The sequence below is a fragment of the Lentzea sp. NBRC 102530 genome (assembly GCF_030269365.1).
Classification (GTDB): Bacteria; Actinomycetota; Actinomycetes; order Mycobacteriales; family Pseudonocardiaceae; genus Lentzea.
Genome location: NZ_BSTF01000004.1, coordinates 409,530 through 431,519, shown reverse-complemented (window position 1 = coordinate 431,519; position 21,990 = coordinate 409,530). Strand labels below are relative to the sequence as shown.

General features: G+C 69.8%; 18 protein-coding genes. 13 read left to right on the top strand and 5 right to left on the bottom strand.

Going from position 1 to position 21,990, the window contains the following annotated elements:
• Nucleotides 1-10: 10 nt before the first annotated feature.
• On the bottom strand, nucleotides 11-958 hold the full coding sequence (locus QSK25_RS13520; RefSeq protein WP_285638514.1) for a methionyl-tRNA formyltransferase: 948 nt from the start codon (nucleotides 956-958) through the stop codon (nucleotides 11-13).
• A 93-nt stretch (nucleotides 959-1,051) separates the two neighbouring features.
• On the opposite strand from QSK25_RS13520, the gene QSK25_RS13515 reads away from it, so the two are divergent.
• Entirely contained in the window at nucleotides 1,052-2,302 is a 1,251-nt protein-coding gene (locus tag QSK25_RS13515) for a lysine N(6)-hydroxylase/L-ornithine N(5)-oxygenase family protein (protein WP_285638512.1), read from the top strand.
• A complete protein-coding gene (locus tag QSK25_RS13510) occupies nucleotides 2,299-3,870 on the top strand; it encodes an amidohydrolase (protein WP_285638510.1) in 1,572 nt (523 codons plus the stop codon). The genes QSK25_RS13515 and QSK25_RS13510 overlap by 4 nt, the downstream gene beginning before the upstream one ends.
• Here the strand turns inward: QSK25_RS13510 and QSK25_RS13505 are convergent.
• On the bottom strand, nucleotides 3,836-4,645 hold the full coding sequence (locus QSK25_RS13505) for a hypothetical protein (RefSeq protein ID WP_285638507.1): 810 nt from the start codon (nucleotides 4,643-4,645) through the stop codon (nucleotides 3,836-3,838). The genes QSK25_RS13510 and QSK25_RS13505 overlap by 35 nt on opposite strands.
• A gap of 150 nt (nucleotides 4,646-4,795) precedes the next feature.
• Here QSK25_RS13505 and QSK25_RS13500 point away from each other — a divergent pair, with 150 nt between their 5' ends.
• Nucleotides 4,796-6,268, top strand: coding sequence for a CYTH and CHAD domain-containing protein (locus tag QSK25_RS13500; protein ID WP_285638506.1), 1,473 nt, complete (start codon nucleotides 4,796-4,798; stop codon nucleotides 6,266-6,268).
• Nucleotides 6,269-6,496: 228 nt separating this feature from the next.
• Nucleotides 6,497-8,062, top strand: a complete 1,566-nt coding sequence (locus QSK25_RS13495; RefSeq protein ID WP_502881841.1) for a beta-N-acetylhexosaminidase — start codon at nucleotides 6,497-6,499, stop codon at nucleotides 8,060-8,062.
• Here the strand turns inward: QSK25_RS13495 and QSK25_RS13490 are convergent, their stop codons facing one another.
• Entirely contained in the window at nucleotides 8,063-9,400 is a 1,338-nt protein-coding gene (locus QSK25_RS13490; protein ID WP_285638504.1) for an aldehyde dehydrogenase family protein, read from the bottom strand.
• A gap of 105 nt (nucleotides 9,401-9,505) precedes the next feature.
• On the opposite strand from QSK25_RS13490, the gene QSK25_RS13485 reads away from it, so the two are divergent.
• From QSK25_RS13485 to QSK25_RS13455, 7 genes are all read left to right on the top strand, one after another.
• Complete coding sequence (locus QSK25_RS13485) at nucleotides 9,506-10,966, top strand: GAF domain-containing protein (RefSeq protein ID WP_502881840.1); 1,461 nt, start codon at nucleotides 9,506-9,508, stop codon at nucleotides 10,964-10,966.
• 60 nt (nucleotides 10,967-11,026) lie between these two features.
• Entirely contained in the window at nucleotides 11,027-12,301 is a 1,275-nt protein-coding gene (locus tag QSK25_RS13480) for an FAD-dependent oxidoreductase (protein WP_285638500.1), read from the top strand.
• Nucleotides 12,279-12,836, top strand: coding sequence for a ribonuclease FAU-1 family protein (locus tag QSK25_RS13475; RefSeq protein ID WP_285638498.1), 558 nt, complete (start codon nucleotides 12,279-12,281; stop codon nucleotides 12,834-12,836). The genes QSK25_RS13480 and QSK25_RS13475 overlap by 23 nt, the downstream gene beginning before the upstream one ends.
• Nucleotides 12,788-13,420 (top strand): nucleoside/nucleotide kinase family protein, encoded by a 633-nt coding sequence (locus tag QSK25_RS13470; RefSeq protein ID WP_285638497.1) that lies wholly within the window; start codon nucleotides 12,788-12,790, stop codon nucleotides 13,418-13,420. Before QSK25_RS13475 ends, QSK25_RS13470 begins: the two co-directional genes overlap by 49 nt.
• 151 nt (nucleotides 13,421-13,571) lie before the next feature.
• Nucleotides 13,572-14,399: a hypothetical protein gene (locus QSK25_RS13465; protein WP_285638495.1), complete on the top strand. Its 828-nt coding sequence runs from the start codon at nucleotides 13,572-13,574 to the stop codon at nucleotides 14,397-14,399.
• A 10-nt stretch (nucleotides 14,400-14,409) separates the two neighbouring features.
• Nucleotides 14,410-14,694 (top strand): DUF6412 domain-containing protein, encoded by a 285-nt coding sequence (locus QSK25_RS13460; RefSeq protein ID WP_285638493.1) that lies wholly within the window; start codon nucleotides 14,410-14,412, stop codon nucleotides 14,692-14,694.
• A 42-nt stretch (nucleotides 14,695-14,736) separates the two neighbouring features.
• Nucleotides 14,737-15,354: a YidC/Oxa1 family membrane protein insertase gene (locus tag QSK25_RS13455; protein WP_285638490.1), complete on the top strand. Its 618-nt coding sequence runs from the start codon at nucleotides 14,737-14,739 to the stop codon at nucleotides 15,352-15,354.
• Here the strand turns inward: QSK25_RS13455 and QSK25_RS13450 are convergent.
• Nucleotides 15,336-16,844 (bottom strand): PucR family transcriptional regulator, encoded by a 1,509-nt coding sequence (locus QSK25_RS13450; RefSeq protein ID WP_285638488.1) that lies wholly within the window; start codon nucleotides 16,842-16,844, stop codon nucleotides 15,336-15,338. The two genes, QSK25_RS13455 and QSK25_RS13450, sit on opposite strands and share 19 nt — an antisense overlap.
• A gap of 111 nt (nucleotides 16,845-16,955) precedes the next feature.
• On the opposite strand from QSK25_RS13450, the gene pruA reads away from it, so the two are divergent.
• Nucleotides 16,956-18,581: an L-glutamate gamma-semialdehyde dehydrogenase gene (pruA, locus tag QSK25_RS13445; RefSeq protein WP_285638486.1), complete on the top strand. Its 1,626-nt coding sequence runs from the start codon at nucleotides 16,956-16,958 to the stop codon at nucleotides 18,579-18,581.
• 88 nt (nucleotides 18,582-18,669) lie between these two features.
• Entirely contained in the window at nucleotides 18,670-19,593 is a 924-nt protein-coding gene (locus QSK25_RS13440) for a proline dehydrogenase family protein (RefSeq protein WP_285638484.1), read from the top strand.
• Here QSK25_RS13440 and QSK25_RS13435 read toward each other — a convergent pair.
• Nucleotides 19,580-21,988 (bottom strand): tetratricopeptide repeat protein, encoded by a 2,409-nt coding sequence (locus QSK25_RS13435; protein WP_285638482.1) that lies wholly within the window; start codon nucleotides 21,986-21,988, stop codon nucleotides 19,580-19,582. The genes QSK25_RS13440 and QSK25_RS13435 overlap by 14 nt on opposite strands.
• Nucleotides 21,989-21,990 lie beyond the last annotated feature (2 nt).

Below are 21,990 nucleotides of genomic sequence, written 5' to 3'. Positions count from 1 at the left end.
CGTGTCGGACTTACGGGCGCGAGGTGAGGTAGCCGCCCATGTGCTTGAAGTACTCGTGGGCCTTGAGCTCCGTGCCATCGGCGGTGCGAACCTTCTTGACCAGCAACGCCTTGCTCCTGCCGCGGCGCGCCTCGGCTCCCGCGACGATCGTCACGCCGTCGCCCTCGCGGTAGAAGATCCGGCCCGGGGTGCCGCCGTAGACCTCGGCCGAGACGTCCGCCTCGATGATCTCCAGGCGCTGGCCGCGGTGGAAGCAGAACGCGCTCGGGTACGGCGCGCACTGGGCCCGCACCAGCCGGTCCAGCTCCTCCGCGGTCCAACTCCAGTCGATGCGCAGGTCCTCCTCGGCGCGCTTGTGGAAGAACGAGGCCTGCGACCGGTCCTGCTTGGTGAAGTCCGTGCGGCCGGAGGCGATCTCGGCGAGGCCGTCGACCGTGATCGGGCCGAAGAGCTCCAGCGTCTTCTCGAACAGCACGGCCGTGGTGTCGCGCGGGCCGACCGGAACCGACCGCTGCAGCACGATGTCACCGGCGTCGAGCGTGTCGTCCATCATGTGCGCCGTCACGCCGACTTCCTTCTCGTCGTTGAGAAGGGCCCAGATCAACGGCGAGAAGCCCGCGTACTTCGGCAGCAGCGAGTCGTGCACGTTCAACGTGCCGTGCTTGGGCAGCGCGAAGACCTGCGGCGGGATCCAGGTGCGCCAGTTGCAGGCGACGATCACGTCCGGCTCGGCGGCCTTCAGCGCGTCGAGCAGCTCCTGGTCCTCCGGGCGTTCGCGGACGAGCACGTCCACGCCGTTCTCGCGGGCGAGGTCCTCGACCGAATCGCTCCAGACCTTCTCGTACGCGCCCTCCCCCTTGGGGTGCGTCACCACCAGGACGACCTCGTGCTCGGACGCCAAAAGTGCCTGCAGGGTGCGATGACCCCAGGTCTGGAACCCGAACATGACGACCCTCATGGGGGTGTCCTCCTCTACTCCGGTGCGATACGGTCAGGCTAACCTAACTGACGGCTTGCGCAGATAGCTTAGGCTTCCCTAAGTTCACTGCTCATGCATCCGATCTACGACATCGTCGGCATCGGGTTCGGTCCCTCGAACCTGGCGCTCGCCATCGCTCTGACCGAGCACAACGAGCAGGCCGAAACCCCTGTCACCGCGGTGTTCCTGGAACGCCAGCAGGCGTTCGGCTGGCATCGGGGCATGCTCCTGGACGACGCCACCATGCAGGTGTCGTTCCTCAAGGACCTGGTCACCATGCGGAACCCGACCAGCCGCTTCTCGTTCCTCTGCTACCTGCGGGACCGCGGCCGGCTGGTCGACTTCGTCAACCACAAGAACCTGTTCCCGCTGCGCGTCGAGTTCCACGACTACTTCGAGTGGGCCGCCGCGCAGGTCGACGACGTGGTCGCGTACGGCGTCGAAGCCGTTGGCGTGGAAGCGATCCACGACGACCTCTTCGAGGTGACGACGGCCACGGGTGACGTGTACCACGCCCGCAACCTCGTCTTCGCCACCGGACTGCGCCCGGCCGTGCCCGAGGGCATCGCGCTGTCGGACCGCGTGTGGCACAACAGCGAGTTCCTGCACCGCGTCCAGGGCCTGCGGGACCCGAAGCGCTGCGTCGTCGTGGGCGCGGGCCAGAGCGCCGCCGAGGCCGTGGCGTACCTGCACCGCGAGTACCCCGGCGCCGAGGTGTGCTCGGTGTTCTCCCGCTACGGCTACTCCCCCGCGGACGACAGCTCGTTCGCGAACCGGATCTTCGACCCCGAGGCCGTCGACCACTACTACGACGCACCGGACGCCGTGAAGCGGCGGTTGATGGACTACCACCGCAACACCAACTACTCGGTGGTCGACGTCGACCTGATCGCGCAGCTCTACCGCACCGAGTACCGGGAGAAGGTGCTCGGCACCGAGCGCCTGAAGATGATGAAGATGACCCGGCTCGTCGCGGTCGAGGAGTCGGCGGACGGCGTCCGCGCGGTGATCCAGTCGCTGGTCACCGGCGAGCAGGAGTTCGTGGACACCGACCTCGTGCTGCTCGCCACCGGCTACGACGAGGCCACGCCCGTTCTCGGCGGTCTCGAAGAAGCGTGCGCACGGGACGAGGCCGGCCGTCTGGTCGTGGGCCGCGACTACCGCGTGCAGACGTCGTTGCGCGGTGGCGTCTACCTCCAGGGCGGCACCGAGCACTCGCACGGCATCACGTCGTCGTTGCTGTCCAACGTCGCGGTGCGCTCGGGTGAGATCCTTGCGTCCGTGCTGACGAACACCCCTGTACCGGTCCTCGCGACCACGTGAGACTCGACCTCAAGCTGACGGGCTGCCGGGCCGTCACGATGGACCCGGCCCGCCCCGCCGCGCACACGATCGGCATCTGGCAGGGCCGCATCGCCGGACTGGACTCCGACGTCGCCGACCTCCCGGCCGCCGAGACCGTCGACCTGGGCGGTGCCGTCGTGCTGCCCGGCTTCGTCGACGCCCACACGCACCTGGCGTGGAACGGGCGACGCACCACCGACATCACGGGCGTGACCACGGTCGAGGGCGTCCTCGACCGGCTCGCCGACGTCGGCGGGACGGGCTGGATCGAGGCCTCGGGCTACGACCGGCGGATCATGGACCGCCCGCTCACGGCCCTCGACCTCGACCGGATCAGCGACGGCAGGCCCGTCTACGTCGCCGATCTCTCCGGGCACGCGTGCGTCGTGAACTCCGTTGTGCTGCACCAACTCCCGGAGATCAGCAGCGACGGGTGGCTGACCGAGAACGAGCAGCTGGCCGCCCGCACGTTGCGGCTCCCCTACTCGCTCGACGAGATCACCGCCGAGCTGCACACGAGCGCACAACAGGTGCTCTCCGAGGGCGTCACGATGTGCGCGGAGGCGGGCATCGGCGCGGGTCTGATCGCCAGCAGCCCGCTCGAAGCCGCCGCCTACCAACGGGCTCGGCTGCCGATCCGCGTGCAGCTCATGGTGTCCGCGCACGTCCTGCACGACGTCGCCGCCGACCCGGCCGACGGGATCCCGCGCGCGATCGACCTCGGCCTGCACACCGGTTTCGGCGACGACATGCTGTCGTTGGGTGCCATGAAGCTGTGGACCGACGGCGGCATGATGGCGCGCACCGCCGCGTTGTCCGCGCCTTATGCCGGCATCGACAACGCCGGTCAGCTGGCCGAACCCGAGGAGTTCATGCGGGCGGCGATCATCGACGCCCACCACGCAGGGTGGCAGCTCGCGGTCCACGCGATCGGTGACCGGGCCGTCGACTTCACCTTGGACGCGCTCCAAGAAGCGCAACGCAGGCGGCCGCGCGCCGACGCCCGGCACCGCATCGAGCACTGCGGCCTGGTCCGTCCCGAGCAGCTCGGGCGGATCGCCGAGCTCGGCGTGGTCCCGGTGGTCCAGCCGGCGTTCCTGTGGGCGTACGGCGACGACTACAGCGAGATCATGGGCGCGCAGCGGGCGCCGTGGATGTACCGCGGGCGGGCGTTCCTCGACCACGGCATCACCGTCGCGGGCAGTTCGGACCGACCGGTCGCGGACGGGGCACCGTTGCGCGCCATCGACTTCATGGTGCACCGGCGCTCGTCGGGCGGCCGTTCCGTCGGTCCGGACGAGGCGATCACGGTCGAGGAGGCGATCCGCGCGTACACGCTCGGCAGCGCCTACGCCTGCCGCAAGGAGCACGTGCTGGGCAGCCTCACGCCGGGCAAGCTCGCGGACCTCGTGGTGCTCGGCGACGACCCGCGCACCAGCGACGCGATCGCGGAGATCCCGGTGCTCGCGACGATGGTGGGCGGTGCGTTCAGGTACGAGCTCGGCAGCGCGGCTACTGCAGGTGGAACGTCGCGGCCAGCGTCGTGAGCCGGTCGGTGATGTCCGCGTGGACGTTCGTGCGGCGCACCCAGTTCTCGCTGCCCGAGGCGGCGGACGGTGCAGCACCGAGCGGTGACACCGCGTCCGTCACGCCGTACTCCAGCCGGTAGGCGAGCACGGCGATCGCCGACTCGAGCCAGAACGACGGGTCCGGCGTCGGGATCTCGCCGAGGCCGACCCGGAACCACACGGGCATGCGCGCGTACTGGCCGAGCGCCTCGGAGATGCGGCGCGCGGCGGCGTCCCTGATCTCGGCGCGGGCCTTGCCGCCGGCGAGCACGGCCTCGGTGCGCCACTCCTCGCCACCGGCGTCCTCGTCGGCCTCGAGCCGCGCGGCGGCCCGCTGCGCGCTGGCTTCGTTGGCGTTGATCAGCCACTCCATCTGCCGCACCTCGTGCGACAGCGCGTCCCGTTCGAACCGCGGCACCCGCCCACCGTCCAACTTGGACCTGGCGTCGTCGCGGCGGGCCTTGAGGCCGTCGAACTCGAGGACCTCCTGCTTCAGCTCGACGCGGGCTGGGTCGGCGAGGATCTCCTGCTCGGCGTCCCACGCCTTGCGCAACGCCTCGACCAGCGGTTCGACGTCCCCGCTGACGGCGTCGAGATCGGCCAGCGGCCCGTCGCCCGCGCCGGACAGCCGCCGTTCGAGCACGGTGAGCCGAGCCGTGACACGTTCGAGCTCGGCCGTGAGCTGACCGACGTGGCTGATCAACGTGGCGACCTGCGGCTCGACCACGTCGAGCCGTTCCTTCTCCGTGGGCACGCGACCAGCGAACCGGACGCGCGCACGCGGCAACAGCGGGCAGGCACCGAATGCACGCATTAGGGACCACGTTCCGCCCAGCCGTGGCACCGGTCCTCACGGACCGTCACAACAGGGGTGAATCCTGACAAAACGAGGTATTAATAGGAAATGGCGACCTCTGTTACTGAGACCGAACGCAAGTACGAGGCCCCATCGGACGCGAGCCTGCCGGACCTCACCGAGATCACCGGCGTGGCGACCGGCCCGGAGGAGTTCGACCTCGAAGCCACCTACTTCGACACCGGCGACTACCGCCTGGCCCGCGCCGGCGTCACGCTGCGCAGGCGGGTGGGCGGCACCGACGAGGGCTGGCACCTCAAACTCCCGGCGGGCGGCGACTCGCGCCAGGAACTTCGCGTCCCCCTGGGCCGCGCGACGAAGAAGCCCCCGAAGGACCTCTCCTCTCTCGTGCAGGCCCACACCCGTGGCGACACGCTCACGCCGGTGGCCGAAATCCGCACGAACCGCCGCCGCTGGCAGCTGACCAACGGCAACGGCGAAATGCTCGCCGAGGTCGTCGACGACGTGGTCACCGCCCAAACCCTGGGCTCCTCCACCACCACGACCTCGTGGCGCGAGATCGAGGTGGAACTGGGCGAGAGCGGCTCCGCCGACCTGCTCGACACCGTCGAACGCCACCTGGGCGACGCGGGCATCCACCCGTCGTCCTCGAAGTCCAAGCTCTCCCAGGTGATCGGCGTCAAACGCGACTCCGGCCCCACCATCGGCAAGAAGTCCACGGCGGGCGAAGTGGTCCTCGCCTACCTCTACGAACAACGAGCCGCCCTCCAGAACCAGGACCCGCGGGTCCGCCGCAACGAGGACGACGCCGTCCACCAGATGCGAGTGGCGACCCGCCGCATGCGCTCGGCCCTCCAGGCGTTCGGCAAGATCGTGGACCGCGACCAGACCCGCACCCTGACCGACGAACTCAAGTGGCTGGCCTCGGTCCTGGGCACCTCCCGCGACCTCGAAGTCCTCCGCATGCGCTTCACCGACGGCCTCCACGCCCTCCCACCCGAACTGGTACTGGGCGACGTGGCCGCCCGCCTGACCCGCCACTTCGCACCACTGGAAGCCAAGGCGCACAAGGACTCCGTGGCCGCGCTGGACAGCGAGCGCTACTTCGACCTCCTCACCGCGATCGACACGCTGCTGGCCACCCCACCCCTGACCGACGCGGCGTCCGGCAAGGCACGAGAGGTGCTGCCCCGCCTGGTGGAGAAGGCACGACACCGCCTGGACACCCGAGTGCAGGCCGCGCTGGCCACCTCCGACAGCGACGAACCGCTGCACGAGGCCCGCAAGGCGGCCAAGCGGTTGCGCTACTCGGCCGAAGTGGCGGAACCCGCACTGGGCAAGCACGCCAAGGCCCTGCGCAAGCGGGCGAAGGACGTCCAAACGCTGCTGGGCGACCACCAGGACTCGGTGGTGGCGCGCCCGGTCCTGCTGGACCTGGGCCGGGGAGACGCGAACGGGTTCACCTTCGGCCTCCTGTACGGCCAGGAGGTGGAGCTGGCGCACAAGACGGAGGCAGCACTCCCGGCGCTGTGGCACAAGCTGAGCAAGGAACACCTCTGACGGCAGGCGAAGCCGAGGGCGAGCCGTCCTTGAGCCGCACTCGACGCGCGGGGTTGGCGGTGGGGTCCCCACCGCCAACGCAACCGGCAGCCGCTCTACGCGACAGGGGAACGCCACGGACCCGGTGCGCCCGCAGAAATTGGTCTGAACCTTGACACCCACCGCACCCCCTGAAACGGTGATCGAACGCCGCCCCCGCACCCCCAGGGACCCAGGAGGACGGACGGCGTGACCACAAAACTCAAGGCAGCGCTGGCAGCGCTGATGATCGCCGGATCAGGAGTGCTGGTGACCGAGACAGCAGCGGCGGCCCCCGCCACCACCCTGCAGGAACTGGTCCCCCAACCGGCCCAGGTCCAACCCCGCCCAGACATCACCTTCACCCTGACCACAACAGCCAAGATCCAACTGGCCACCGAGGACGCCAGGAAGCCGGCCGAGCTGCTGGCGAGCATCCTCCGCCCGAGCACGGGCTACCCCCTGCCGATCACAAACCAGGTCCAAGGCGACGGCATAGTCCTCACCGGAGGCGCAGACCCGAAAACGGGCCCGGAGGGCTACCAACTGGACGTGACCCCCAAGCAGGTGGTCATCCGAGCCAACACCCCGGCAGGCCACTTCAACGCCGTCCAAACGCTGAGGCAACTGCTCCCGGCGAAAACCGAAGCCAAGACCAAGCAGCAGGGCCCGTGGCGGGTCCCCGGCGCCAGCATCCTCGACCACCCCAGGTACCACCACCGCGGCGCCATGCTGGACGTGTCGAGGCACTTCTTCACGACGGACCAGGTCAAGCGCTACATCGACCAGATCGCGGCGTTCAAGATCAACTACTTCCACCTCCACCTGAGCGACGACCAGGGCTGGCGGCTGGAGATCAAGAGCTGGCCCGAGCTGACGAAGATCGGCGGCAGCACCGAGGTGGGCGGCCGGACGGGCAAGCTCTTCTACACCCAGGCGCAGTACAAGGACCTGGTCGCGTACGCGGCCGATCGCGGCATCACCACGATCCCCGAGTTCGACATGCCGGGCCACACCAACGCAGCCCAGGCCAGCTACGCCGAACTCAACTGCGACGGCAAGAAGCGCCCGCTGTACACGGGGACCGAGGTCGGGTTCAGCTCCCTCTGCATCGACGAGGACATCACGTACAGGTTCGTCGAGGACGTGATCAAAGAAGTAGCCGCCATCACGCCGGGCCCGTACTTCCACATCGGCGGCGACGAGGCGCTGTCGACGCCGGACGCCGACTACCGGAAGTTCATGGACCGGGTCCTGCCGCTGGTGAAGAAGTACGGCAAGACGACGGTCGGGTGGCACGAGTTCGTCAAGACCACCGAGGACACCGGCACGATCCCGCAGTTCTGGGGCACCACCACGACGGACGAGAACGTGGCCGCGGCGGCCAGGCGCGGCAACAAGGTGCTGATGTCGCCGGCGAACAAGATCTACCTCGACATGAAGTACGACAAGGACACCAAGCTCGGCCTGGACTGGGCGGGGCTGGTCGAGGTGAAGGACTCCTACAACTGGAACCCCGGCGCCTACCTGCAGGGCGTGGCCGAGCAGAACGTCCGCGGCGTCGAGGCTCCACTGTGGACCGAGACCATCAGGACCTCGAGCGACATCGAGTACATGGCCTTCCCCAGGCTCCCGGTGGCGGCGGAACTGGGCTGGGCCCAGGCGAGCACGCACAACTGGGAGCGGTTCGCGCCGCGGCTCGGTGCGCAGGCGCCGCGGTGGAAGGTGCAGGGGATCGGGTTCTACGCGAGCCCCCAGGTGCCCTGGAAGAAGTGACTAGAAGTAGCCCTGGCCCCGGTCCGAGTAGCTGACGACCAGGTGCTTCACGCGCCGGTACTCGGCGAGCACGGCGGTGTTCGCCGGGTAGGCGTAGTAGTTGTTGATCCACACCCGCTCGGCGCGCAGGTCCTGCCCGACGTTGTGCGCGAGCACCAGGTCGCGGCACCAGAGACCCGCGCCGAGCTGGGTGGCGGCCTCGTTGGCGATCTTCACGGCGTCGTCGCGGTCGTCGAAGCGCGTCACGGAGACGACCGGGCCGAGCACGTCGTCGGCGAACACGGCGGAGCGGTGGTCGCCCTCGAAGATCGTCGGCTGGACGTAGTGGCCGGAGGCCTCGCCGCCGAGCACCAGACGTGCGCCCTCGGCCTTGCCCCGTTCGACGTACGCAAGAACTCGATCACGCTGCGCAAGACTCACGACCGCACCGACCATGGTGTCCGTGTCGAGCGGGTCGCCGAGCCGCAACGACCGCGTGCGCTCGGTCGCGAGCTGCAGGAACTCCTCGTAGACGGCGGTCTGGATCAACGCGCGGGACGGCGCCGTGGAGATCTCGCCCTGGTTGGCCGCGAACATCGCGAAGCCTTCCAGTGCCTTGTCCAGGAAGTTGTCACGCTGCCCCAGGACGTCCGAGAAGAAGATGTTCGGACACCGCCCCGCCACCACGGGGTGGTCGTCCGACCCGGTGACGACGTTGACGACCCCGGGCGGCAGCAGGTCGGCGATCACGCCCAGCAGGACGTGGATCGAGGCCGGCGTCTGCAGGGCGGGCTCCAGCACCACGGCGTTGCCGGCGGCCAGCGCGGGGGCGAGCACGCGGCAGGCGTTCATCAGCGGGAACGCCCAGGAGACGCGCTCGTGCACGACGCCGAGCGGCTGGAACGAGCGGTAGTCGACGGCCTTGCGGCCCAGCTGCTCGATCTCACCGTTCTCGGTGCGGATGATCGCGGCGTACTGCCGGAACAGCTCGATCAGCATCGGCAGGTCGGCGACCAGGGCCTCGCGGACCGGCTTGCCGTTGTCCCAGGTCTCGGCGACGGCGAGTTCGGTCGCGTGCTCCTCGATGCGGTCCGCGATCTCGACCAGCACGGTGGCGCGCTCGCGGGGCGTCGTGCCGCCCCACGCGCGGGCGGCGCCGGAGGCCGCGTGCAGCGCGCGGGCCCGGTCGGCGTCGGTACCGCGGGCGACCTCGGTGAACACCTCGCCGGTGACCGGCGTGACGTTCTCGACGTACTCGCCGCTCACGGGCGCCACGTAGTCGCCGCCGATGAAGTGGTCGTACCTCGCCCGGTACGCGACCACGCTGCCGGGCCGCCCCGGTGCCGCGTACTGCGTCATGTCGACTCCTCGCCGGAATTCCTTGCCAAAAAGGTGCCCACCGGCTGAACGGGGTGGGAGAAATGAGAAAGTAGGCAGCAGAACGTTGCATGCTCGTTGCAAGCCGTGGATGGATCAGTGACCCACGAACCCGGGCAACACGCACTGTTGCTGAGTCGCGTCAGAGATGCCGTGTTGAGTGGTACTCGCACGGTCAATTCGCCACGCTCAGTGATTTCCGCGTCGTGGCAACGGTCACTCGCCGCCAACGTCGATCCCGACCTGCACACGGCCCCCACGGTCTTCGGCGCGGACGAACTCTCCGACCTGCGCGAACGGCACCCGCTGCACCCGACGCTGCCGGTCCTGCGGGAAACGTTGCTGGGCTTCGCCGAAGAGGCCAAGCACATCATGATCGTCGCGGACGCCCAGGGGCACATCCTGTGGTGCGAGGGCTCCAAGGACACCCGCTCCCACGCCGAGGGCGTCGGCCTGGCCGAGGGAACGCTCTGGTCAGAGCGGGCGGCGGGCACGAACGGCATGGGCACCGCGCTCGCCACCAACGCCCCCGTCACGGTCCACTCGGCCGAGCACCTGGTGCGGACGTACCACCACTGGACCTGCGCGGCGAGCCCCATCCGCGACCCCGACACGGGCACCACGATCGGGGTCGTCGACCTGAGCGGCCCGATCGAGACCGTGCATCCCTCGATGGTGGCGCTGGTCTCGGCGTCGGCCCGCCTCGCCGAGTCGGAGATGCTCGTCCGGATGCACGCCCAGGACGAGGAGCTGCGGGCGCGCAACATGCGGCACCTCATCGCGTTGCGCGGCGAACCGGGCGCGCTGCTCAGCCCGACGGGCCGGGTCGTCGCCGTCGAGCCGTACGGCCTGCTGCCGCCCCGCGTGGACGTGTCCGCGGACCGCGTCGAACTCCCCGACGGCCGCGAGGCGGTGCTCGAACCCCTCGCCAACGGCTACCTGCTGCGCGTCCCACGCCAGCGGCACGTCCGGCGCCGGATGCTGTCGCTGTCGTTCCTGCTGCCCGAACCCAAGGTCGTGCTGGACGGCCGTGAGGTGCCGATCTCGTTGCGGCACGCGGAGATCCTCTGCGCGCTCACGCTCCAGGGCAGGCTGACCGCCGACCAGCTCGCCCTGCACCTCTACGGCGAGCGCGGCAACCCGACGACGGTGCGCGCCGAACTGCACAGGCTGCGCGCCCAGCTGGGCACCGACGTGCTGGCGACCAGGCCGTACCGGCTGACCGCCGACGTCGAGACGGACTTCCTCGGCGTCCGCACGGCCCTGCAGAACGGTGACGTGCCGCTCGCCACCAGCCGATACCGCGGCTCGCTGCTGCGCCGTTCCGAGGCGCCGGTCGTGCTGGCCGAACGTGACGACCTCGCGACCGGTGTGCGCAAGGCGGCCCTGCAGCGCGGCGACGCGAACGCCCTGTGGACGTTCACCCAGACCGACTCCGGCGAACACGACGTCGAGGCGCTGGAACAGCTGGTCAGGCTGCTGCCACCGGACGACGTCCGGCTCGCCCTCGCGACGGCCCGGCTGCGGAGGCTCGGCCAGGACGATTGACAAGAGTCTCAATAGCTGAATATCTTCCCAACTAAGATACTTGGTTGAGGGGAGCTTGTCATGCGCGTGCTCGTCATCGGAGCCGGGACCGGGGGCCTGTGCCTGGCGCACGGGTTGAAGAAGGCCGGCGTGGACGTGGCGCTGTTCGAACGCGACCGCACGCCGCGCAGCATGCTGATCGGCTACCGGGTCGGGATCAGCCCGGACGGCAGCAAGGCGCTGCACAGCTGCCTGCCGCCCGAGGTGTTCGCGGAGTTCGTCCGCACCACGGCCAGGCCACCGAAACACATAGTGATGCGCACCGAGAAGTACAAGGAGCTGCTGGTCGGCGAGATCGCGACGGACCTCGACGACAGCCGCAGCGAGAAGTCCGTGAGCCGGATCGCGATGCGCACGGCGTTGCTGAACGGCCTGGACGACGTCGTCCGGTTCGACCGCACGTTCACGCACTACACGCAGAACGACGACGGCACGGTCACCGCGTTCTTCGACGACGGCACGTCCGAGACCGGTGACGTCCTGGTCGGCGCGGACGGCGCCCAGTCCAAGGTGCGCCGCCAGCGGCTGCCGCACGCCGGGGTGGCCGACACCGGCATCACGTCGATCGCCGGCAAGCTGCCGATGACCGACGAGAACGTGAAGCTGCTGCCACCGCTGGCCGACGGCGGGATCACACTGCTGTTCGGGCCGCAGGGCGAGTTCGTGATCCTGCACGTCATGCGCTTCGACGGCACGGGCGTCGAGGACGACTACATCATGTGGGGCTACGCGGCCGCGCACGACAAGTTCCCGGACATGAAGGGCATGAGCCAGGCCGAACTCAAGCAGGTCGTGCTGAACCTCACCCCGAGGTTCCACCCGGACCTGCGCGCGCTCTTCGCCGCCGCCACGCCGGAGACCGTGTTCCAGATCAAGGTCCGCACGTCCGAGCGCCTGAAGCCGTGGGAGCCGAGCAACGTCACGATGATCGGCGACTCGGTGCACCTCATGACGCCCGGCCGCGGCATCGGCGCGAACACGGCGCTGCGGGACGCGGAGTTGTTGTGCCGCAAGCTCGTCGAGGCCCACCGAGGTAAGGACGCCGTGCAGGCCATCGGCGAGTACGAGCGCGAGATGGTCGAGTACGGGTTCCACGCCGTCGAGGCGTCGCGCGAGATGATGGACGGCCGCAGCCTGGTCCACAAGCCCGTGATCGGACGGGTCGCGGCGGCGTTCCAGCGGACCTTCCTGCGCGTGACGAACGCCGTGCCGCCGCTCAAGCGGAAGATGCTGGCCGAGGACGCGGCGGAGCGTGATCACGTAAATTCTCCGCATGAGGTCGTTCACGCCGGGTGAGGTCGTGGTGCGGCGTGAGGTGCTGCACGGCAAGGTCTGGTCGGAGATGCCCACCAGGGTGATCGTCGACGAGCCGGGCCTGCTCGCGGTGTTCGTGGAGCCGGGTACCCGGCTCACCTACCCCGACCACCACCACCCGCACCCGTGGGACAAGCCCGAACGCGGCTTCTGGCGCGGCCACGGCAAGCTGATGCTGCACCGCCCGCAGGACGCCTACTCGGTCGACCTGTTCTGGAAGGGCGACGACAGGGCGTTCGGCAACTACTACCTGAACCTCCAGGCGCCCTACCGCCGCGTCGAGGACGGCTTCGAGACCCTCGACCACGCGCTCGACTACACCCTCGCGCCCGACGGCACGTGGGCGCAGCGCGACCTCGACGAGTTCGAGGAGCAGGTCGCGGCGGGCAAGTACTCGGCCCAGGAGGCGGAGGAGATCCGGGCGGAGGGTCTCAAGATCGAGAAGATGCTGGCGTCCGGCGAGATCTGGTGGGACACCGCCTGGGCGGACTGGCAGCCACCCGTGGACTGGCGGTGAAGGTCCGGCCGCTGACCTTCGACGCGCTCGTCGCCGTGATCGTCGACCAGGTGTCGGAGCTCGACGGACGGGTGCGCGTGCTCATCGACGGCGCACCCGCGGCCGATCCCGCCAAGCTCGCGGACGCCGCCGTGGAACCGTTGCGCGCCTTGGGTCGTGCGGTGCGACGGGTGTCCCTCCAGGACTTCCTGCGCCCGGCTTCGGTGCGGCTGGAACACGGCCGCACCGACTCGTACTCGTACCGGCACGACTGGTTCGACTACAAGGGGTTGCAGCGCGAGGTCCTCGACCCGGCGCTCGACGGCAGGGTGCTGCCCTCGTTGTGGAACGCGGCGACCGACCGGGCGAGCCGCGCCGAGTACGTCGCCCTGCCGGAGAACGGCGTCGTGCTGGTCGACGGCACCCTGATGCTGGACCGCTGGCTGCCCGCCGAGCTCACCGTCCACCTGTGGCTCTCCCCCGGTGCCCTGAAGCGCAAGACCACCGAGCAGTGGACGCTGCCCGCGTTCGACGACTACGACCCGGTGGCCGACCTCTTCGTGCGCTACGACCACCCCGAACGGCCGGGCCTGGTCGAGTCGTGAACCGGCCCTCCTCCCGCGGACGTAGGCGGGGCCGTGGCTGTACAGCGTCGCCCTCGGCTTCACCCGCAACCACCAACGCGCCCGCACGCGCTACAAGGCCGCTCTTGGCAAGGTTCCGCCGCGGCACGCCAACGACGACCACGCCGATGACGTGGCACGGCGCGTGGACGCGGAAGCGCGCACGAGAGAGGTGATCGCGGAACTGGAGAAGCTGCCCGCCGGCGACCGGGAGGTGCTGGAGATGTCCGCGTGGTCGGACCTGAGCCAGGTGCAGATCCCGCAGCTCGACCCGTTGCGGCTTCAGGCCCGCAAGCACGCACTGCTCAACGAGATCAGTGTGAAACCGTCCCGTCGCTGGTGGCGCTTCACGGTGCCCGCGACGGCTTTGATCGCCGCTGTCGCCGTGACGCTGGTGCTGTGGACGCCGACGAACCAGGACGCCGCCGCGTGGTCGGCCGAACCGAAAGCGCCGAGCGACCTGGGCCCCATGATAACGGCGTGCACGAAGACGCTCGACCGGCACGACGCGGAACGCGGGGTGGACGGGCAGCCGGTCTGGCCGGCTCCGCGCGAGGCGGCGGTCACCGACCAGCGCGGCGACATGACGATGGTGGTGTTCACCGGCCCGCAGTCCGAGGCCTTGTGCTACGGAACTCCGCCGGCCGTCGGCATGAACGCCCACGGCGGCTTCGAGGAACGCGAGCCGCTCGGCGACCGCCCGTTCGCCGACTTCGCCCCGCAGATCGGCGTGCCGGACGTGAACAGTGGCACCCGCACGACCATCCTGACCGGCCGGGTGAGCCCGCAGGTCGGCAAGGCGGTCATCGTCACCGAGGACGGGCTGGACGTGACCGCGAGCCTCGGCAACGGCTGGGTCGTGACGTGGTGGCCGAGCCTGGGCAAGCCGACGGAGGTCAGGCTCTATGACGTAGCAGGCACTCTGCTGCAGACCGCCCCGATTCCCGTCCAGCGCAGGTAGTCTGCGAGGCATGTGGCGGCCGGAGACCAACCAGCGAGCGGTGTTGCTGCTCGCGGTGTTCCTGCCTGCCCTCTACGCCTTCACGCTGTTCTCCTCGCCGACCGAGGTCGTCGCGGCCGTGACCGCGCTCGCCCTCGCGTTGATCGTGGTCGTCGCGCTGGTGCCGCTGTCGGTGGCACCGGCGCGGTCGCTCTCGATCCGCGAACGAGCCAGGCGCACGGCGCAGCTGCGCCTGCGAAACCCCGACGCGGCAGGCAAGGCCCGTCCTCGAGCACCGGGATGCCGGACGTTCTGACACGTCCGCAAGATCCCCAACTCAAGACGGAGAACCACTCCCTTGTTCGCTGACCTGGGCGCTGCCCTGGCGAGCTTCGGCATGCCCGCGCTCGCCATCGTGCTGTTCACCATCGTCGTGCGGCTCGCGCTGCACCCCTTCTACCGCGCGGCCGTGCGCGGCGAGAAGGCCAAGGCCAAACTCGCTCCCGAGATCCAGGAACTGCAGAAGAAGTACGGCAAGGACCTCGTGCGGCTCTCCGAGGAGTCGCAGAAGGTCTACAAGCGCAACGGTGTGTCGATGTTCGCGGGCATGCTGCCGATGCTCGCGACGATCCCGTTCTTCATGGTCGTCTACCAGGTCGTCACGACCCCGAACCCGTTGCTGGACGGCACGTTGTTCGGCATCTCGCTGGGCTCGCACTTCACGACCGGCTTCGCGTGGGTGTTCTTCGCGCTGTTCGGACTGCTCGCCGTGGTCGCCTATCTGACCGTGCGGTGGCAGCAGTCGCGGATGACCACGACACCTCAGCCGGGGTTCATGACCGGGCTGATCAAGGTGTTGCCCTACGGCACCATCCTGGTCGCGGCCTACCTGCCGCTGGCGGCCGGGTTGTACCTGCTCACGACCACGACCTGGACGATCGCGGAACGGGCGTTGCTCTACCGCATCCTCAGCTGAAGCTGGGCGATGAGCCGGACGAGCGGGTCGTCCAGGTCCAGATCGATCCGCTTGAGCCGGTACCGCAACGTGTTCGGGTGCACGTGCAGACGGTCTGCCGCCGCGCGCACGTCACCCAACGCGTCGAGGTAGGCGAGCAACGACTTCGCCGACTCGGGGCCGAGGGCGTCGATCCGCGGGTCCCGGATGCGCGGATTGTCCTGCAGCAACGCCAGGATCTCGCTCACCAGCACCTGCGAGCGGACGTCGGCGAGCGTCGCCACCTCGGCGTCGAGGTCGCGGGCCATCGCGTCCAGCACGCGTTCGGCCTCCTGCCGGGAGATCTGCGCGTCGTCCAGAGTGGACACCGTGGAGCCGACGGCGGCCTGCACGGCCGCGTGCAGGTGCCGGCGCGCGGCGGTGACGATCTCCCGCGTCAGGTTGAGGAGCTGGGCGTTCGGGGCGAGGTCCGGCAGCAGGACGTACGTGCGGCCGTTCGACTCGCTCACCAGCGCACTGCGCCGGTACGCCGCCGCGTGCACGGAGATCAGGCCGGTCATCTCGGCGCGGCGGAGTTCGTGCTCGCTGCGGTCCCCCTCGCTGCTGCGCACCGCGAACACCACGACGGCGGCGGGTTTCTTCGGGTCGGCGCCGATCTGGCCCGCGACCGTGGCGGCGTCCATCCGGCCGGTCAGCAACGCGGCGAGCAGGTTCTCCCGGAACCGGGACGTGGGCTGGTTGCGCTGCTGGATGAGGTGCGGGGCGGTGACGCGGGCGGCGCCGAGCAACGCCCGTTCGGCCTGCTCGGTCAGCGGCTGGTCGCCCTCCTGCACCCAGATCGTGCCGAGCGGCTGCTGACCGGCGTGGATGCCGACCGCGATGCGGCGGCGGATGCCCAGCTCAGGCCGTTCGTCGATGCGGACGACCTCCTCGCCCGAGCGCAGCAGGTTGTAGACGCCCCACTCGCGCAGCATCTTCAGGTACGGCTCGGGGCCCTGCCTGCCGAGGATGGAGAGCCGGCGCAGTTCGTCGACCTCGTCGGACGAGCGGGAGTAGGCGAGGACGCGGCTCGCGGTGTCCTCGATGCTGACGATGCCGCCGGTCAGCGTGGCAATCGTTTGCGCGAGTGCGAACAGGTCACCGAGCACCTCGCCGTCGTCGGTGGTCGTGGTGAGAACGCTCTTGGCGAGCGACTCCAGGTGTCCCCAGCGGACCTCGGGCCTGACCTCCAGCAACGCCACGCCCGCGTCCGTCGCGGCCTGTTCGAGCGCCTGGGAGCTCTCCTTGACGGCCACGGCGGCCGCGCGAGCCCGGCCGGCGGCCCTGATCAGCGGCAACGCGGCCCGGCCCCGTGCGCCGATGAGCAGCGCGAGGTCACCTTGGGCCACGTCCGGCGGGTCGTCCGGGTCCATGATCACGACGTCACGCACCTCGACCTCCAGGCCGAGCGGGGCGACCTGGAGTTCCACGAGTGGATCACCGAGTGCGATCAGGATGTGCCGAAGACTCATAACCTGTCCGATCGTACATCTGACCTGGTGAATCTTGGCGATTCGCACAACAGAGGCGGGGTCGCGCGGACTTACGGTTTGCGTACCGAACAAGCCCAGAAGGAGTTGCGAGTGGACGCGGTCACCCAGGTTCCCGCCCCGGTCAACGAGCCGGTCCTGCAGTACGCCCCCGGTACCCCGGAGCGCGCTGAACTGCAGGCCAAGCTGGTCGAGCTCCAGAAGGAGCCGCTCGACCTGACGCTGACCATCGGCGGCGAGCAGCGCATGGGTGGCGGCGAGCGGTTCGACGTCGTGCAGCCGCACAACCACCGCTCGGTCCTCGGCACCCTCGCCGGCGCGACCCAGCAGGACACGACCGACGCCCTGCGCGCGGCCCGCGAGGCCGCCCCGGCGTGGCGCGCGATGTCGTTCGACGACCGCGCGGCGATCATCCTGCGGGCCGCCGACCTGCTCGCCGGCCCGTGGCGCCAGACGCTGAACGCCGCGACGATGCTCGGCCAGTCGAAGACCGCGATCCAGGCGGAGATCGACTCGGCGTGCGAGCTGATCGACTTCTGGCGCTTCAACGTGCAGTTCGCCCGCACGCTGCTGAGCGAGCAGCCGATCTCCTCCCCCGGCGTGTGGAACCGCACGGACCACCGTCCGCTCGAGGGTTTCGTCTACGCCATCACGCCGTTCAACTTCACCGCCATCGCCGGCAACCTGCCGACCGCGCCCGCGCTGATGGGCAACGTCGTGCTGTGGAAGCCGTCGCCCACCCAGTCGTTCGCCGCGCACCTCACCATGCGGCTGCTGGAAGAGGCGGGCATGCCGCCCGGCGTCATCAACCTGCTGCCCGGTGACGGTCTCGCGGTGTCCGAGGTGGCGCTCAACTCCCCCGACCTCGCGGGCATCCACTTCACCGGCTCCACCGCGACGTTCCAGAAGCTGTGGGCGCAGGTCGGCGCGAACATCGCGAACTACCGCTCGTACCCGCGCATCGTCGGCGAGACCGGCGGCAAGGACTTCATCCTCGCGCACCCGTCGGCCGACCCGGACGTGCTGCGCGTCGCGATGATCCGCGGTGCGTTCGAGTACCAGGGCCAGAAGTGCTCCGCCGCGTCGCGCGCCTACGTGCCGCGCTCGGTGTGGAACAAGATCTCCGACCAGTTCCTGGCAGAGGTCGAGGCGCTGACCTACGGCGACGTCACCGACTTCTCGAACTTCGGTGGCGCGGTGATCGACCGCCGCTCGTTCGACAAGCTGTCGGGCGTGCTGCAGGCCGCTCGCGCCGACTCGTCGCTGGAGATCGCCGCCGGTGGTACGGCGGACGACTCGGACGGCTTCTTCGTGCGGCCGACCGTGCTGCTCGGCTCGGACCCGGCGAACTCCGTGTTCACCACCGAGTTCTTCGGCCCGGTGCTCGCGGTCCACGTCTTCGAGGACGCCGACTACCTGACGGTGCTCAAGCAGATGGAGAGCGCGGCTCCGTACGGTCTGACCGGCTCGATCATCTCGCGTGACCGCGCCGCCGTGGCGCACGCGCAGGAAGAGCTGCGGTTCGCCGCGGGCAACTTCTACGTCAACGACAAGCCCACCGGTGCCGTCGTGGGCCAGCAGCCGTTCGGCGGCGGCCGCGCGTCCGGCACGAACGACAAGGCGGGGTCGGTCCACAACCTGCTCCGCTGGGTCAGCCCGCGCTCCATCAAGGAGACCTTCGCGGCGCCCACCAACCACCTCCACCCGCACCAGGGCTAGACCAGGCCCTTCTGAGTGAGGGGAACGTCGTTGCGCCACAAGCACTTCGACGTTCCCCTCACCTTTCACACCCTGAGGACGTGAACCTATGTTGCGCTCCAGCCTCCTTCTGGCGTCCCGCAGCGCGGGTGCCCGCAAGCTCGTCGAGTCGACGCCGCTGACCCGGCCCGTCGTCGAGCGGTTCGTCGCCGGTGCCGATGTGGACGCGGCGATCCGCGCGACCGCCGAGGTGCTCGGCGACGGACGGCTCGTCACGCTCGACCACCTCGGTGAGGACACCTTCGAGGAGTCGCAGGCCAACGCCACCGTCGAGGCGTACCTGACGTTGCTGGCGCGGCTGGAGTCGTTCGGGCTCACCGAGGGCGCCGAGGTGTCGGTGAAGCTGTCGGCCGTCGGTCAATCGCTCGCGATCGACGGCGAGAAGATCGCGCTGGAGAACGCCCGGCGCATCTGTGCCGCCGCCGGTGTCGTCGGCACGACCGTGACGCTCGACATGGAGGACCACACCACCACGGACTCCACACTGGGCATCCTGCGTGAGCTGCGGGTGGACTTCCCGTGGGTGGGCGCGGTGCTGCAGGCCTACCTGCACCGCACCGAGCAGGACTGCCGCGACCTCGCGTACGCCGGTTCCCGCGTGCGGCTGTGCAAGGGCGCGTACCAGGAGCCCGCTTCCGTTGCTTACCAGGACAAGCACGAGGTCGACCTGTCGTACGTGCGCTGCCTGAAGGTGTTGATGGAGGGCGACGGCTACCCGATGGTCGCCTCGCACGACCCGCGCCTGATCGCGATCGCCGCCGACCTGGCGTCCGCGCGGTCGAAGGACACCTACGAGTTCCAGATGCTATACGGCATCCGGCCCGAGGAGCAGCGCCGCATCGCGGCCGAGGGCAACCGGATGCGCGTCTACGTCCCGTACGGGGACGAGTGGTACGGCTACTTCATGCGCCGCCTGGCAGAGCGCCCGGCCAACGTCGCGTTCTTCGTGCGTTCGCTGCTCACGAAGAGCTGAGCTCCGCCGCGGTCTCCAGCGCGAACCGCAGCTTCACCGGCTCACCCGCCTCGCGGAGGATCTCCGCCGCCTGGTGGGTGAGCCGGAGTGCTTGGGCGGTCTGGAACTTCGTCTCGGCGCAGAGCATGCCGTAGATCGTGACCAGGTCCGCGTAGTCCACGTTCGGTTCGACGCCGGACAGGTGCCAGAGCACGACCGCGGTGTGGGCGGTGTTGCGCGCTTCCTCTCGGCGTTCCGCGGCACGGAGCCGGCACACGTAGCGTTGCAGCGCCGAGAGGTAGACCGTCGGGGCCGTCTTCGTGCGCAGTGCCGCGCAGACCTCGACGCTGAACGCGGACATCCGCACGGCGCGGACGTGGTGGTCCGCATCGGACAGCGCGCGGGCCGTGTTCTGCAGCGGTGGCGCCAAAGTCGTGCCGAAGTACTCGACGAGCTGGTGCGGCAGGCGTTCGCAGAGCTCAAGGCATTCGTCGGCCGTGCGCAACGCCTCCTCGTCCCGGTCGCGCAGGAGTTGCTGGTCCACCAGCGCCGTCAGGGCGATCACCAGTCCGGCCTGGTGGCGCACCCGGTCTTCCTCGGTCAGTTCTCGTTGCACCGCAACGGCTTCGACCGCCGCGTCGACGTCACCGACGACCTTGGCGACGGTGAGCAGTGCGGTGACCAGGCCTTTCCGGTCCCCCGTCTCGCGCCAGAGCATGACGGCCTCGCGCGCGGTGAGGGCTGCGTCGACGTCGTTGGCCAGGTCGAGCAGCGCCTGGCTGCGCCGGCCGAGGGCGTCGGCGAGGTCCCTGCCGAACGTCCCGGGGTGCGCGACGGCGAGGTGGCGGAAGAGGTCCACGGCCTCCTTGAGCGCCTCGTCCGCGGCACCGGCCCGGCCCAGGTCGACGAACATGGTGCCCGCGGCGACGAGGTTGCGGGCGAGTTCCGGCTCGAACCTCGGGTCCTCCCGCGCGACGACCCGCCAGTTCGCGATGGAGAGCTGCATCGAGTCGGCCGCGTGCTGCCGGTTGCCCTCGAACTGGAAGCGGTGGGCCATCACGGCGGCGACCCGCGCGAAGTCGGCGCGGAAGAGCGCCGGGTAGGTCTTCGCGAGTTCCTGGAAGAGCAGGGTGGCGTGGCTGATGGCGCTCGTGGCGTCCTCGTCGCGGCCCAGCGCCTGGTAGCGGTAGCTGATCTGCTCCAGTGCGGACGCGAGCTGCGGGATGCTCTCGGGATCGGTCTGCGAGATCTCGCGCCAGAGCTCGATCGCCTCCTCGGAGACCTCCAGCACCTCGCCCATGCGCCCGGCGTTGATCAGCCGCAGCGCCAGGTCGCCCAGCGCGTCCGCGAGCAACGGCCGGTTCTCCGGGTCCTGCTCGGCGAGCTCGCGGTAGCACCCGACCTCGGCCAGGGAGGCGTCGACGGACTCCTGACGCAGGCCGCACACCATCGTGCGGGCGCTGAGCATGCCGTACATCTCGGCCCGGTCGAGGGTGTCGGTGGCGCGGTCGAGCAGGCGGCGGGTGAGGATCGAGCCGAGCGCGTCGGTGGCGAACCGCTCGTCGCGGAAGACCTTGCGCGCGATGGTCTCCAGCGTCGCGACCGAGCCGGTCTCGGCGGCGATGCGGAGGCTGTCGCGGGCCATGTCGTGCACGACCTCGGGATCACCGGTGATCAGTTCGTCCAGCTTCGCGCGCAGCTGGGGCCAGCGTTCGGCGGCGCGGGCCAGCAGGTCCGGGTCCGGGGTGTCCGGGGTCGCGACGGCCAGGTAGTCCTCGGCGACGCGGCCGGTGCCGCGGCCGTCGTCGCGCTGCAGCAGCTGGCGGACGAGCTGGGTGCGGTTCACGTCGCACGGGTCGCCGTGCACGACCGTCAACGCGGCCATGTGCAGGTCGAGCACCGTCTCGTCGGCGATGTTCGGCGGCGGTTCGTCCGGCGCGGTGACCATGAGCTGCTTCGCGAAGTGCTGGCAGGCCAGCGTGAACGACTCGGCCCTGTCGTCGAGCGTGCCCGGGAGCGGGAGGTCGGTGACCTCGTGGTCGAAGTCGGCGATGCGCTGCCGGGTGGAGGACCACCACCAGCCCGTGGTCCGCGCCGCCAGCAGCACCCGCGTGCGCTCCGGGCCCCCGCGCAGGGTCTCCTGCAGGAGCAGGAAGACGTCCTGCCACGGGAGGCGGTCGGCGTCGTCGACCAGCAGCAGTCTGCCGTGCGCGGCGTCGTCCCAGTGCTCCTCCCCGAAGTGCCGCAGGAGCCTGGTCTTGCCCGCGCCGGCAGCGCCGTGCAGCAGCAGAGAGGCCTGGGGCGCCGAGCTGTCGCGCCACCGCAGGAGTGTGCGCAGTTCGGATTCTCTGCCGTGAAAGGGGACCACCTGATGGGTGGGATCCAGCAGTGCGGCGACGCTGAGTGCTCGGTCCACTC

Bases quoted from the DNA above. Each gene is read 5' to 3' on its own strand.
- QSK25_RS13520 (WP_285638514.1), bottom strand. From the start codon at position 958: ATGAGGGTCGTCATGTTCGGGTTCCAGACCTGGGGTCATCGCACCCTG.
- QSK25_RS13515 (WP_285638512.1), top strand. From the start codon at position 1,052: ATGCATCCGATCTACGACATCGTCGGCATCGGGTTCGGTCCCTCGAAC.
- QSK25_RS13500 (WP_285638506.1), top strand. From the start codon at position 4,796: ATGGCGACCTCTGTTACTGAGACCGAACGCAAGTACGAGGCCCCATCG.
- QSK25_RS13490 (WP_285638504.1), bottom strand. From the start codon at position 9,400: ATGACGCAGTACGCGGCACCGGGGCGGCCCGGCAGCGTGGTCGCGTAC.
- QSK25_RS13480 (WP_285638500.1), top strand. From the start codon at position 11,027: ATGCGCGTGCTCGTCATCGGAGCCGGGACCGGGGGCCTGTGCCTGGCG.
- QSK25_RS13475 (WP_285638498.1), top strand. From the start codon at position 12,279: ATGAGGTCGTTCACGCCGGGTGAGGTCGTGGTGCGGCGTGAGGTGCTG.
- QSK25_RS13460 (WP_285638493.1), top strand. From the start codon at position 14,410: ATGTGGCGGCCGGAGACCAACCAGCGAGCGGTGTTGCTGCTCGCGGTG.
- QSK25_RS13450 (WP_285638488.1), bottom strand. From the start codon at position 16,844: ATGAGTCTTCGGCACATCCTGATCGCACTCGGTGATCCACTCGTGGAA.
- QSK25_RS13440 (WP_285638484.1), top strand. From the start codon at position 18,670: ATGTTGCGCTCCAGCCTCCTTCTGGCGTCCCGCAGCGCGGGTGCCCGC.